Source organism: Thermocoleostomius sinensis A174, from assembly GCF_026802175.1.
Classification (GTDB): Bacteria; Cyanobacteriota; Cyanobacteriia; order Elainellales; family Elainellaceae; genus Thermocoleostomius; species Thermocoleostomius sinensis.
The window spans coordinates 5,667,483-5,681,397 of sequence record NZ_CP113797.1; the positions used below are offsets into that span (position 1 = coordinate 5,667,483).

The 13,915-nt window shown below is 48.4% G+C and carries 13 protein-coding genes; 2 read left to right on the forward strand and 11 right to left on the reverse strand.

Annotation, left to right across the window (positions count from 1 at the left end; all coding sequences use genetic code 11):
- Positions 1-126 precede the first annotated feature (126 nt).
- On the forward strand, positions 127-399 hold the full coding sequence (locus OXH18_RS24540) for a hypothetical protein (RefSeq protein ID WP_268610171.1): 273 nt from the start codon (positions 127-129) through the stop codon (positions 397-399).
- 188 nt (positions 400-587) lie between these two features.
- Here OXH18_RS24540 and mgtE read toward each other — a convergent pair whose 3' ends face one another.
- The 10 genes from mgtE to OXH18_RS24590 form a co-directional block, all read right to left on the reverse strand.
- Positions 588-1,964 carry a magnesium transporter gene (gene mgtE, locus OXH18_RS24545; RefSeq protein WP_268610172.1) on the reverse strand — a complete coding sequence of 459 codons (1,377 nt, stop codon included), beginning with the start codon at positions 1,962-1,964 and terminating at the stop codon, positions 588-590.
- Between the two features lie 94 nt (positions 1,965-2,058).
- Complete coding sequence (locus OXH18_RS24550; RefSeq protein WP_268610173.1) at positions 2,059-2,451, reverse strand: magnesium transporter MgtE N-terminal domain-containing protein; 393 nt, start codon at positions 2,449-2,451, stop codon at positions 2,059-2,061.
- A 63-nt stretch (positions 2,452-2,514) separates the two neighbouring features.
- Entirely contained in the window at positions 2,515-2,955 is a 441-nt protein-coding gene (locus OXH18_RS24555; RefSeq protein ID WP_268610174.1) for a magnesium transporter MgtE N-terminal domain-containing protein, read from the reverse strand.
- 163 nt (positions 2,956-3,118) lie between these two features.
- On the reverse strand, positions 3,119-3,472 hold the full coding sequence (locus tag OXH18_RS24560) for a hypothetical protein (RefSeq protein WP_268610175.1): 354 nt from the start codon (positions 3,470-3,472) through the stop codon (positions 3,119-3,121).
- Between the two features lie 12 nt (positions 3,473-3,484).
- Entirely contained in the window at positions 3,485-3,817 is a 333-nt protein-coding gene (locus tag OXH18_RS24565; protein ID WP_268610176.1) for a DUF7219 family protein, read from the reverse strand.
- A gap of 109 nt (positions 3,818-3,926) precedes the next feature.
- Entirely contained in the window at positions 3,927-4,106 is a 180-nt protein-coding gene (locus OXH18_RS24570; protein WP_268610178.1) for a hypothetical protein, read from the reverse strand.
- A 99-nt stretch (positions 4,107-4,205) separates the two neighbouring features.
- Entirely contained in the window at positions 4,206-6,944 is a 2,739-nt protein-coding gene (mgtA, locus tag OXH18_RS24575; protein ID WP_268610179.1) for a magnesium-translocating P-type ATPase, read from the reverse strand.
- 60 nt (positions 6,945-7,004) lie between these two features.
- On the reverse strand, positions 7,005-7,184 hold the full coding sequence (locus OXH18_RS24580; RefSeq protein WP_268610180.1) for a hypothetical protein: 180 nt from the start codon (positions 7,182-7,184) through the stop codon (positions 7,005-7,007).
- Positions 7,185-8,318: 1,134 nt separating this feature from the next.
- The gene (gene trxB / locus OXH18_RS24585; RefSeq protein WP_315874794.1) at positions 8,319-9,701 is read right to left on the reverse strand and encodes a thioredoxin-disulfide reductase; all 1,383 of its coding nucleotides are present in this window, start codon (positions 9,699-9,701) and stop codon (positions 8,319-8,321) included.
- A 154-nt stretch (positions 9,702-9,855) separates the two neighbouring features.
- Positions 9,856-10,674 carry a tetratricopeptide repeat protein gene (locus OXH18_RS24590; RefSeq protein WP_268610182.1) on the reverse strand — a complete coding sequence of 273 codons (819 nt, stop codon included), beginning with the start codon at positions 10,672-10,674 and terminating at the stop codon, positions 9,856-9,858.
- A gap of 426 nt (positions 10,675-11,100) precedes the next feature.
- Between OXH18_RS24590 and glnA the strand changes: the two genes are divergently transcribed.
- On the forward strand, positions 11,101-12,522 hold the full coding sequence (gene glnA / locus OXH18_RS24595) for a type I glutamate--ammonia ligase (RefSeq protein ID WP_268610183.1): 1,422 nt from the start codon (positions 11,101-11,103) through the stop codon (positions 12,520-12,522).
- A 429-nt stretch (positions 12,523-12,951) separates the two neighbouring features.
- Here glnA and OXH18_RS24600 read toward each other — a convergent pair whose 3' ends face one another.
- The gene (locus tag OXH18_RS24600) at positions 12,952-13,827 is read right to left on the reverse strand and encodes a DNA adenine methylase (RefSeq protein WP_268610184.1); all 876 of its coding nucleotides are present in this window, start codon (positions 13,825-13,827) and stop codon (positions 12,952-12,954) included.
- Between the last annotated feature and the right edge of the window lie 88 nt (positions 13,828-13,915).

Consider the following 13,915-nt stretch of genomic DNA (forward strand, 5'->3'; position numbering starts at 1 on the left):
CATTAGCGGGATAACTTTTAACGTGCCAAGCTGAACCTGATTTGGGTTGGACTCCCTGGCTAATTTGTTATCTAAATGTTTGTTATCTAAATGTTGTCTAATAAGGTTGCAAATGCAACTTCCTGTATGAATTCTGAGTTTATGGATTCTGATTCCGATGACCCTTTTCCGAGCTTGTTTCGCCAATTCCTTCTGGTGTTGCTCAGTCTTTTTGATGATGCCTTAATCGTCGGACTTTCCAAACTGGGTTGTGAAGTTCCTTGTCTTAAAGTCCTTTCTCCAATTGTGCTCAGCGGTACGGCTCTGTACCTAGTAGTTCAATTTTGCAAGCATGGCATTCCCGGCTTAATTGCAATTTTGCAAGCATTCCAGCAGGAACCCGAAGGTACGGAAGCGTGAAACGATTAGGTTCATACTAGTAATTAATGGATAGATAGCGATTAGGGAAGGTGCAACACAAGTTTGTGCTTCTCTAGACAGTCGAAACAATAATTTGACTGTAAGCAGCATGAGGTAACCGTTTACCGATGGTGGGAACAAGAGTAAAAGAAAACTGGGGGCATAACACCCCCAGCAGAAACTGTGAATCAAGTTTGAATGCCTAACAGTAAGGAAACCAGATAAAAGTAGAGCAGTAGCCCGGTAAAGTCCTTGATGGTGGTAATGAACGGATCGGCAGCCGGACCATGATCAAAGCCGAATCTCAGTAGAATCCAGGGCAAGAGGGCACCCAAGACCGCTGCTAAGGTGACGACCGCGAACAGAGAAAGGCCAACAGCGATGCCAAGTTGGGGTACTTCATTGGGGGCACCCTGCCAGAAATAGGCGATCGTTCCCCCTGCTAGACCTAAAATCGCGCCCATGATTAGACCAATACGGAATTCCCGGAACAAGTAACCTCCGTAATGCCGAATGTCGATATGTTGCCATGCCAGTCCACGGGCAAACACAGTTGTGGATTGGGTTCCAACATTTCCACCCATGTCCATCACCACAGGAATGAAAATCGCCACCACAACGACGGCTTCCAAAATTTCCTCAAAGTTCTGGATCACACCCCCGACAACCATACCGCCAATCAGGGTAATAATTAGGCACAGAATCCGAAGTTGAACGGCATAGCGAATCGGCCCTCGAACTAACTTTTCACTCCACGCTTGGTCACGGGTTAACAGCCCCCCGACCCCCGCCTGAGCCAGAGCCGCGCTGGAGGCTTCTTCTTCGATCAGGTCAATTACATCGTCAAAGGTAAGATCGCCCACAAGCCGCCCCTCGCTGTCTAGTACCGGAATGGCAGGCAGGTCATAATCTTTCAGCAAACGTGCCGCTTGCATCTCAGGAGCAATGGCACTGATAGCAATGTCCCGACCATCTGCCAACTGCTCAATCAGCAGTTCTGGGTTGGCTTTAATCAAGCGCACTGTGCGGACAAAGCCTCGATACATCCCCTGGGGATCAATGATGAACACTAAATCCAGGTCGTTGTCTCCAAGTTGAGATTCGCGCACAGATGCCAATACGGCACTGACTTTTGAACCTTCTCGCACTGCCAAATAGCGCAGGTTCATCCGCCGCCCAGCACTGCCTTCGGGGTAGCCCAGCAGCAAATCGACGGCCTCACGTGAGGTAGGTCTCAGTTGGCTGAGCAGACGCTTGGTTACTTTGGCGGGTAGCTCTTCAAACAAACGGACTCGTTGTTCAGGTTCAAGGGCTTCTAAGATTGGTAGGATTTCAGGATCGGTCATTTGCCGAATCAGGTCAGCTTGCTCGTCCGGACTGAGCATTTCAAAGACCGCGATCGCCTTGTCCTTATCCAACAATCGAAACGCCAGAACCCGCTGGGGTGGATCAATTTCTAGCAACGATCGTACCAGTTCAGCTACGCTGAGTTGATTAGCTGTTAACTTGGCAGCACCTAATCCCTTGGGTTGATTGAGTAATTCTTTGAATGCATTCTGTGCCATGAAAAACCTCCTCTCGTTTACAACAGTTGAAGCTGAGTAGTTACCATTTGCCTAAGTCAGTAAGGTTTCCTCCTTTTCTGATTGATGACAGTGCTTACACGGTGCGAACCATGATGCCTCGCAGGGCAGCGGTGGCGCGACAAAATTCACTCGCCATTGTGGACACAAATTCCTCGCGCATGGCAGTCGGCAAATTGGCAAAAATCTGGTGACGATCGATCGGACGCAGTGCAGTCAGCAACCAGATCGCTTCTGGCAAATCTATCTCCTGAAATAGCTTTGTCTGCTCACTCACCTGAAGCTGCTTGAAGACTGAAATAGCTTTGTCTTTTTGGAGCAGTAATAGGATCAATCCCTGGCGATGAAGGGGAATCTTGGGCAGCGATCGGGCGATCTCCGCTACACTGAGATGGTTAACTTGGCGTTCCATCGCATCTAGTTGGGTCAGGTTTTCTAACAAGATGTCCAAAACTGTGCAAGACATCATTCACCTCTCTGTATTGAAAAATTAAGAAAAAAATTGAAAACTATTACTGTTGTTGTTCCAAAATTAATCACCGCAATCATCGATCTCCCACCAATCGGGATAATCATCATTAGAGTCATCGGTGAATGACGCTGTTGGTAGTTGCGGGATGTTCAACAGTTCGTGAACAGCCGCTTGAAATTCTTCGTGTAATTTGGCAATCAGTCCATCAATCGCCTCAGTGGGCAAACCAGCTAGGAGTTGCTGTCGGTCTTCGGGTCCCATTGCTTCTAGGACTGGTATCAGCGCTGCGGCATCCATGGATTGCAGTAACTCCATCTGAATTGGAGGTGGAAGATAAGTAAGAACTGCGATCGCCAATCCTTCTCCCAATAGCTCAAAGGCAAGCAATCGTTGTTCCGGATCAATTTCAGCTAGCGATCGTGCCCGCTCTTCAATGCGTTGAAGTTGACTAAAGACGGCTGAAATTTCTGGTTGTAATGGGGGCAAGGCGTTGTCAGCCATTGTTCACCTCCTGAATCACTTCTGGAATGAAACGTCATTCGGTCATCGGACAAAGGCGCAGGATTATCCTTGCGAAGAATCGTTTGCTACAGCAAAGGCATGAGTGAGGGCGCAGCAATAGGCAGACTAGGGTGAAATGCCTCGCTTCAAATACTTCAAATTGCTAATGGTCAACGCTGATAAGTTGAAGGCATCGGCGCGTCACCCGTTTTTCCTGCCACTTCAGCCAGAGCATCGTGACCCGAAAACCACAAAACAGCAGGAACCGTCGCCACAGAGAATCGCTGGAGGCAGGTTCATCAGGTACAGGCAGATTCAGACGCAATAAACGAATGGCATCGGCTGCGGCTGAGCGTTCCGCGTTCCGGGCAAGCATCAAGAGAATCTCCTGACGAGATTTCAACGTTTCACGATTTGCCAGAGCACAATAGAGATGGAATGCCAATCGCTGGCTGCAATAACGCTGCTGCAAAACCATGCCCAGTTGAGAGCGCTGCAATGAGAATTGGGTCGCCATCCTTCCCCTCCCCTAATCGGCATCCAGGGCAGGGGGAAATGCGCTGTTAGCCAAGTTATCTATTGTCATCAGGGCATTGAATGCAGAATGACAAGATATTGGGCTAGAAGGAATGTGATTGCTATCGGCGATTAAGGACAGATAGGGCTGTAATTCGTCCCAAAGGGTCAGCAATTGCTGATAGGTTTCATGGGTTGGGAGTTTGCCACCCGTATGCAACCCAGCAAGAAGGGATACCCGATAGGCAAAGGACTGAAGATGAATGTTAAATTCCTGGCTGAACTGGTTCTTGTCGCCCCGATAACGGGCGATCGGGCAGGCAAACTGTTGAAGTTGAGTTTTCATGATCGCCTCCAAAGATACGTAGCTTGGTTTACTGAAGATGCTTCGCTTGAGCAGTTTTTGGGCAACGCTTGAAGAAGATCCGGCTGCCCGTAGACATGAATAGTAGACATTAATATCGGGGTTGGCGCTGTTGGGGAACGCCCTGTTTCATCATCACCACGACGATGAAATAAACGAGGGCATAGTATCCAATGAAGATGGCAGCAACGGCGAGGAGCGCTGCCCAGACATTTTCTAATACCAGCATGGAACAAATCTCCAAATCATAAATGGGAATCGATCGAAACATCAAAAAAACAGGTAGGAATCCGAAGTAGGAAAGGTGCCAGCTACATTCGCTTCCTGAGTATTGCAGGCAGCCAGCACCAGCGAGAGGAGAGTCTTACCCCTATAACCACTTACCAAAGGTGCGGATATAGAACCCTTTGAGATATTGAGTCAGTAGACAATAGGAACCCAAGATCAACCACAGCCAGATAAAGTAACTGGCAGGTAGGGGAACCATGCCCAATCCCGCCCCGATTGGGGTAAAGGGCAGGATCATGCCCACAATGATGGCTGTTCCGGTTGAGAGCAACACGGGCAGCGAGGGCCAGCTTTGCAAAAAGGGAACGCGAGCCGTCCGCAACATATAGACCACCAAGGTTTGGGAAAGCAGCCCTTCCACAAACCAGCCTGAATTAAACAGTTGCACCTCATCTGGTGTGTTTGCACTAAAGACAAACCACATGACGATGAAGGTGGCATAGTCAAAGATGGAGCTAATCGGGCCAATGAACAGCATGAACCGCCCGATGTTGGGTACATTCCACTTCTGGGGTTTGCGGAGAAAATCCTTATCCACGCTGTCGAAGGGAATCGTGGTTTGGGACAGGTCGTAGATTAGATTCTGGGTGAGTAGTTGAATCGGCTGCATGGGCAGGAAGGGCAGCACCGCACTCGACCCCATCACGCTGAAGACATTGCCAAAATTGGAACTGGCGGTCATGTTCAGATACTTGAGAATGTTGGCAAAGGTGCGCCGTCCTTCAATCACCCCTCGCTCTAGCACCATCAGGTTCTTTCCCAGCAGAATAATATCCGCCGATTCCTTGGCAATGTCTACGGCCGTATCCACAGAGATGCCTACATCCGCATCCCGCAGGGCTGCCGCATCGTTAATGCCATCGCCCATGTAGCCCACAGTGTGCCCTTGGTTCCGCAACAGACGAACAATGCGGGCTTTTTGCAGAGGAGAAACTTTGGCAAAGACTGTGGTGGTATCCAGTTGGGCTTTTAGTTCCTCATCGCTCATCCGCTCAATCTGGCTCCCTACTAGCACCCCCTGAACGTCTAGGTTCACCTCTTTGCAAACTTTGCGGGTGACAATGTCGTTGTCGCCAGTGATCACTTTCACAGCAACGCCATTGTCCTGGAGGGCGGCGATCGCCTCAATGGCACTATCCTTGGGCGGGTCAAGGAAGGCCAGATAGCCCACCAGAATTAGGTCAACTTCATCCTGGGCGTTGTAGGTGGGAACCGTATCCAGGGGAATGGGGATTTCCTTATAGGCAACGGCAATTACCCGAAAACCATCTTCGTTCAGGCTTTGCGTCACCCGTTGCCCTTCCATCCGCACAAACTCACTCATGGGCACAATTGCGCCCCGATATTTGGCATGGGAGCAAACGTTGAACAGTTCCTCCACCGCTCCTTTGCAAATCAGAATGTGCTTGCCCGCTGCCTGACCAACCCGCGACTCTACCACCACCGACATCCGCCGCCGCACAAAGTCGAAGGGAATTTCATCGACCTTGGCATAGTTTTCCGCTGGTTTGAGTGCTGTCTTCAACTCCACATGCTCCAGCACCGCCACATCCAGCAAGTTTTTTAAGCCGGTTTGGTAGTAGCTATTCAAATAGCCATATTCCAGCGGTTGATTATCCTCGTAGCCGTGGATATCCACATGCCGTTCCAGGACGATTTTATCCAGCGTTAATGTACCGGTTTTGTCGGTGCAGAGAATATTCATTGCGCCAAAGTTTTGGATAGCATTGATACGCTTCACCACCACTTTTTGATTTGCCATGACGACTGCTCCCCGCGCTAGGTTTGCGGTCACAATCATGGGTAGCATTTCGGGGGTCAGCCCCACCGCAATGGACAGGGAAAACAGCAGCGCATCTAGAAAATTGCCTTTGGTAAGCAATTGAATCAAAAAGACGATTGGCACCATCACCGCCATGAAGGTAATCAACAGGTAGCTGACCCGGTTGACGCCTTTTTCAAAGCTGGTGAGAACCCGCTTACCGACAATGTTTTTTGCCAGAGAGCCGAAGTAGGTGCGATCGCCTGTAGACACCACCACTGCCGTCGCTGCGCCGCTGACCACGTTAGTGCCCATAAAGCAGACAGTGGGAATATCTAGCGCACTCACCTGATCTTGATTCATCTGTACATCTGCCCGCTTTTCCACCACACTGCCCAGAGTGTCATACTTTTCCACGGGCAGAGATTCACCCGTCAGCACCGCCTGGCTGACGAACAAATCCTTTGAGGTCAACAGTCGCACATCCGCCGGAATCATATCTCCGGCAGATAACGCCACCACATCGCCCGGAACCAACTCGCTCAGGGGAACCTCTCGGCGAGATCCGGGGGTGTCCAGGCGATCGCGGCGAATCACCGTTGCCGTCGTACTGACCAGTGCTTTCAGCTTTTCCGCCGCCTGGGTGGAGCGGTATTCCTGGAAAAACCGCAGGAAACCACTGACCAGCACCATGACAGATAAGATAGTCACCGCCGTCAGGTCTTTATCTTCTGGTTCAGCCAAGGCATAGTCTAGAACATACGAAACAACCGCTAGCCCTATCAATACCCAGACAAAGGGATTGTTGAACGCCTTGAATAGTTGCGCGTACCAGGTTGGCGGCTTTTCGTGACTGACTTCGTTTTTGCCATACCTTCGCAGGCGATCGCGGGCATCGGCTGCGGTCAAGCCTTTGCGGTTACTGTTGAGCGATCGCAACACTTGGTCTATGTTGTTGCCCGCTTCTTCTAAGGCACGTAGCGACAGTTTGGCGCTTTCCAGAGAGCGATCGCTGGCAGTAACTCGTCGCCGATTCGTTGGCGTTGGGGTATTTTGCATCGTTAGCCTCTCGCCGATGGGATTGATCGATGGGATTGATCTCAGAAAACTAGATTTCGATTAGGTCGAAGGCAGCAGGCAAGGCTCACTGGGTTGTTCCTCCTGGACAGCTTTGCGAGTAGCCGCACGCTTCATCCAGCCATCAATCCAGCGCCCAAACAGCACTTTGAGAAACTGTCCGCAAACAATTGCCAGCACATCATCAATATGATCGAGAACAAATTCAAACAGTACGAACATGACAATCACCTCCTTGGGCGGCTGAAACTTGCAATCTAAAGCTAATTTGTAGAGAAAAGCAGCACAATTTGAGGGACTAAACTTTCAACTTTAAAACATAGAAAGTCAGCCCGTTATAACACCGCAAATGGGTGATTTGAAACAGGAACAATACCAAATTTTTCAATAGAAACTAGTCTGCTTTTGCTGGCTATCAAATAGCAAATAATTGATCCTTGCAAATCAATTTATTTGATTGCCGCGATCAATCATCAGCCGTTTAAATTACCGCAAACCAGAAGCTATTTCTATTCAACTTGATTTTGATCAGCACAACATCTTGTGAACTACTACAGTGAACCAAATGCCTACTGTCAGTTCAACTCGAAATGCTCATCTGCTATCGAGGTAGGGATCTAAAGTCTTTAATCGTTCATCTCCTTTATCAGTACAATCGCCGTGTCCAGCGGCGATCAGGAAATGAACCTGGGACTCTAAGCCAGAGTCACGTCGGACAGATTCATCAAAACGATCGCCCCCAGACCACGCGCCGGATGAGGGTCAGAATCTTTGTCAGAGACTTGATCAGACATCAGAGTTTCTTGAGTTGTTGCAACGCTGCAACTACTGCCAGAAGCCTCCATTAATGAACTCCTTAAAACAATGAGAGAATAATGAGTAAACAATTAAATTGCGATGCTGTCATCGCCGTTTACAACTATAGCCTTAGAACTTTTTTTATGTCAACCAATTTAATCCTAATCAATGCGAATAATGTGAAAACATGAATAACAGAAATTTTGTTCAAAAAACCTCAAAAAATTGCTTAGGGAGGGTGTTAAGGTACAAGTCACCTTTGTACTCTCGTCTAAATCTTTCTCCCAAAACAGGAGAGGAACATTGAAGCCTTTCTTCCCTGTTCTCACACATAGGAGTAGGGATTGGGAGATGAGGGCAAATTAACTGATAACCCTCGATGACCCTCACTCTAAATCCCCCTCCTAGAGCCGGAGAGGGACGTTGAAGACTATTCGATCGCTTCGACTGCCCGTCCCCTCTTGTGGAAGCAGGCGTTTACCTTGAATGACATACGGAAAAAGGTCGAGAGGAACGCTGATTATCCTTTCGCCTTTTCCCTCATCTTTCACAGATGCTCTACAACGCAACTGGAGTGGCTACATGCTCTTCAATCATCTGGCGATACTGGCTCTTGGGCTTCACGCCTTTCATCTCGCCAACTAGGGCCTTGTTTTTAAAGAACTGAATGGTAGGAGTTCCAACCACGCCAGCCGATTCGGCAATTTCTGGATCTTCGGTGATGTCGATTTCCACATAGTGGACGCGATCGGCAAACTCATTCACCACTTTCTCTAGAATGGGCTTCAGTGTATGACAGGGACCACAGGTAGGAGAGGCATATTTGACGATGATCAGGCGATCGCTTTCGTGATAAAGCTTGCGCAAGGCATAGCCACCTGCATGATGAGTACGAGCGATGTCAAATTCGGCCACTTGTTCCTGCTCGGTTTTGCGCTGAGGCTCGACAGTCGGTCGTTCAGACGCCTCAGTTTGATGGAATTCTTGCAGTAGTCCGTTTGAAGACAGCCAACGCTCGGCTAACATGGCCGCCATACAGCCTGTTCCTGCGGCTGTAATCGCCTGACGAAACTCATGATCTTGGACATCGCCAGCGGCATAGACACCTTCAACATTTGTTTCCACGTGGTTGCGCGTCACCACATAGCCAACATCATCCAATTCAATTTGTCCTTTGAACAGAGACGTGTTGGGGGTGTGACCGATCGCATAGAATAGCCCCTTTGCTGGCAAGTCAGCTTCTTCCCCTGTTCGTACATTTTTGATTCTGACGCCCGTCATCCGATCGTTCTCGCCAAATACATCGACGGCTTCAGTGTTCCAGTGCACCGTAATTTTGGGATTTTTCAAGACGCGATCTTGCATGGCCTTGCTGGCGCGCATTTTTTCACCCCGCACCAACATATGGACGTGAGAGCCGTATTTCGTTAGATAAACCGCTTCTTCGGCTGCCGAGTCGCCTCCGCCAATTACCGCCAGATCTACATTTCGGAAAATGGGGGTAGCTCCATCACAGATGGCACAGGCGGAAATCCCTCGACTCCAAAACTGTTTCTCACAGGGCAAGCCCAACCGCTTAGCCGTAGCTCCGGTGGCAATGATGATACTGTGGGTCCGCACTTCGCGTTCGTCCGATCGAACCACAAACGGGCGTTGGCTCAGATCTACGTGCGTCACGTCCTCGGTAACAAGCTCGGCTCCCCAGCGCAAGGCCTGCGCCTTCATTTGATCCATCAAGTTTGGTCCGGTGATGCCGTCTGGAAACCCGGGAAAGTTTTCTACCTCCGTCGTGGTCATCAATTGCCCACCCGGTAGCCCTCCCGCCTGAAAGCCCTCAAACACAAACGGCTTCAGGTTTGCGCGTGCCGCATAAATCGCAGCGGTATAGCCTGCCGGGCCAGAACCGATAATGACAACGTTCTCTACCGTTGGGTTTGTCATAGCTGTAGATAAACTCATAACGACTACGCTTAATATAGCTTATCATACTTTCATTCCATTCCATCAGCAAATTTTCGATGGGGCGAGTTTACCAGTCGGTTGAATCACGGCAGTTTACTTCAGCAGTTTTAATCGATCGTCCTACATTGCTGATTTAGTAAAGTGTCAGAGTCAATTGTTTACGATAGTGTTTGGTTAATGGATGATCATCTCCCAGCAGCGTGAAGATCAAAAGCATGGTTTTGCGAGCACCATCACCTCGGTAGGTTCGATCGGTACTAACAATTGCCAACAGCCCTTGTAACGCCATTTCGTAGTCTTCTGCCACTATCTGTTCAATAGCTGCAAAAAAGGCAGGGTCTAACTCGTGCTCCGGTGGTTTTTCGCTTTCTAACGTCAGTTGAATTAAGTGCCCCAATGCTTCGGCTTGGGCATAAAATTCTCGTTCGTTTGGTTCAATGGACGCTAATAACCCTTCAGCGGCGGCTAGCTCATCCTGCTGAATCAAAAACTTGGCATAGGCAATCGCAATTTTGCGATCATGCGGATGTTGTTCCAACAACTGAGCAAACACCGCCTTAATTTTCTGACGATCGCCCGTTGCTAGAACGGCCCTGGCGGCTTCAAGCCCCAGGTCTGCTTTAGATTTCAGATTCAGCCTCGATAACAGTTCCCGCAATTGAGGCTCTGGTAGCACGCCTACAAAGCCGGAATACATTTGCCCCTGATGCACAACGCGGACATCGGGTACGCCCTCGACATGATAGATACTGGCTAAATCGGGATTGCGATCGATATCAACCTTGGCAAGAACGAAATCGTATTCTGTCACCAGTTTTTCCAGCATGGGCTTTAACATTTGACATGGCCCACACCATTGCGCATAAAAATCTACCAACACAGGTCGTTGATGCGATGCTTCCACAACATCGGTCATAAAGTTGCTGCGATCGACTTCTACAGAACTGCCCATCTATGTGACCTCCCGTGGCAACACTAGTTTTTAGTGTAGTGTGCAGGTTTAACCGCCGGGTGCATCCATTGCCATGAATTAATCCGGAGAAGTTCATCCTCTCGGCATTGACCAGAAAACTCAGAGAAAAACTTGATCTCTTAAGAAATTTGAAAGCCTTTTTGTATATTCGAATACAAAACGTCGTCGAGCGTGTTTCTACGATGATTCAGATGTGTCAAGATCCGGTTCATTCACTTCTATATGGCGCATTCTTACCTAACTGGAATCCTTGTTACTTTCCGGTGACAGCGAGCCTGGGAAGATGTCTTATACAAACGCGCTTGAAATTCATACGCTGTAATTGAACCGACACATTTTTCTTGTCCTTTTTTGTCCTTAACAGACTTCAATTAGCAGATAGCTCAGACGATCAAGGAGTTGTTCATGGCTCAGACCCCGCAAGACGTTTTGAACTGGATTAAAAACGATGGCATTGAACTGATTGACCTCAAGTTCATTGACCTACCTGGAATTTGGCAACACTTAACGGTTTGTGCTAACCAAATTGATGAAAGCAGCTTCACCAATGGTGTGGCCTTTGATGGCTCCAGCATTCGGGGTTGGAAGGCCATCAATGAATCGGACATGACGATGGTGCTTGATCCAACGACGGCTTGGATCGATCCCTTCATGGCAACTCCCACCCTCAGCGTTATTTGTAGTATCAAAGAACCTCGGACGGGCGAATGGTATTCCCGCTGTCCACGTGTTATTGCTCAAAAAGCTGTGGATTATCTGACCGTAACGGGCATTGGTGACACCGCTTTCTTTGGTCCTGAAGCTGAATTCTTCATCTTTGATGATGTCCGCTTTGACCAAAATCAGCACGAAGGCTACTATCACGTTGATTCGATCGAAGGTCGCTGGAACTCGGGTAAGGTTTATCCGGAAGGTAATCTGGGCTACAAGCCTCGCTATAAAGAAGGGTATTTTCCCGTTGCTCCCACAGACACCTCGCAGGATATGCGATCGGAAATGTTGCTGACGATGGGTAAAGTTGGCGTGCCGATCGAGAAGCACCACCACGAGGTCGCAACGGGTGGACAGTGCGAACTGGGAATTCGCTTCGACACCCTGGTAAAATCCGCTGACAACTTGATGATTTACAAGTACTGCATCAAGAATGTAGCGCGCAAGTACGGTAAAACTGTAACCTTCATGCCCAAGCCTGTGTTTAATGACAATGGTTCTGGGATGCACACTCACCAATCTATCTGGAAGGATGGTCAGCCCTTGTTTGGTGGAGACGGTTACGCTGGACTAAGCCAGATGGCACTTTGGTACATTGGCGGCATTCTAAAGCATGCTCCAGCTCTGCTTGCTTTCACTAACCCTACAACCAACTCCTACAAACGCTTGGTTCCAGGGTTCGAGGCTCCGGTGAACTTGGCCTACTCTCAGGGCAACCGATCGGCTTCTGTACGGATTCCCCTATCGGGTGACAGCCCCAAGGCCAAGCGTCTAGAGTTCCGTTGTCCTGATGCAACCTCAAATCCCTATCTCGCATTTGCTGCAATGCTCTGCGCAGGGATTGATGGCATCAAGAACCAGATCGATCCAGGTGAACCGCTTGATGTCGATATTTATGACCTCAGCCCTGAAGAATTGGCCAAGATTCCGTCTACGCCAGGTTCGTTAGAAGATGCGCTGGAGTGCTTAGAAAAGGATCACGACTTCTTAACGACGGGCGGTGTCTTCACGGAAGACTTGATCAATACCTGGATTCAATACAAGCTGGACAACGAAGTCAACCCCATGCGGCTGCGTCCGCACCCTTACGAATTCGCCCTCTACTACGATTGCTAACTTGTAGGCTAGCGGATGACAACGGAAGGACACTCCAAGTCCAACACGCTCTAATAGGAAACGAATCCACGAAATACTTTCACGGTTCGGTCTACAGCTACAGATGACTTGGAGTTTCAAGGATTCAGGATTAATGGTGAGGCACGATTGGGTGCCTCTTTTTTGTGTTAATTGTTGGTGGGTAGGGAATGGGAGTCGGGAATGGAGATGTTGTTCATTGAATGTTCGAATTCTTTGAAGGTGAAGTTATAACAGAAACTTTATCCGATTCATTCTTTTTTATGTTCGTATAGATGTTACTAGTCGTTTCTTTCCTAGTCTCGATCGCATCGCATCTTGATTCAGCGAGTTGGAATTGATGGGGAGTTTGACGATGGAAGGACAATTCATATTTGGTAAGCAACATTTGGTAAGCAACTAGGTCCTTTTCTAGTAATTCATCACTAGGACTTCATCAATCTTGCCGCGCTTGAGCACGTTGGAATTGATCGATCGGGCGGCGGTGACTTTCTCTATACGGTAGGATTGATATAACTCCACGATGAAGCTAGTGTAAGCGTTGCTCAATAATACATAGCACCCCCGATCGCTCAGCGCATCAACCGTTAACTTCAACCGAATCTGCTCGTCCTTGTTAAAACCATTGGCTGCATAACTGGTGAATGAGGCCGTTTCCGAAACCGGATCATACGGCGGATCAAAATAAATAAAATCTCCTGGTTTTGCTGTTTTAACGGCAACTTGAAAATCATCGTTCAAAATTTTTAGGTTAGAACGATTAAGATATTGGCTAACAGCCCTTAAGGTTGTTTCGTTAACAATATTAGGATTGCGATAACTGCCAAACGGCACATTAAACTGTCCTTGAGAATTGACTCTAAATAGACCGTTGTAGCAAGTGCGATTAAGAAACATAATCCGGGATGCTCGTTCGATCGGCGTTCTTTCTTTAAACTCCTGGGTTCTGTCCCAAGCTCTAATTTGGTAATAATAGTCTGCTTGGTTTTTATGCTGGCTCAAATACTCAATCAACTCTTCTACAGAATCCCTGATTACTTCATAGCAATTAATCAATTCCGAGTTGCTGTCATTAACGATAGCTTGGTGTGGTTGCAGCTCTAGAAACAGCGCTCCAGCTCCCAAGAAAGGTTCATAGTAGGTATTGTAGACCTTAGGCAAATAGTTGGCGGTAATGGTAGGCACTAATTGCCTTTTTCCACCTGCCCATTTAAGAAAGGGTTTGACTAGCTGCTTGGATTTCGCTAGCGTCTGGTTCGCTGATTCTACTAGCTGCTCTGTGCCCATGAAGCTACCAAATGCTATCTAAAAAAATGACAACAAGTGTTTTTAAACAACTCTTTTTTTAGTCTATAGTAATTAAGATCACCCGTAC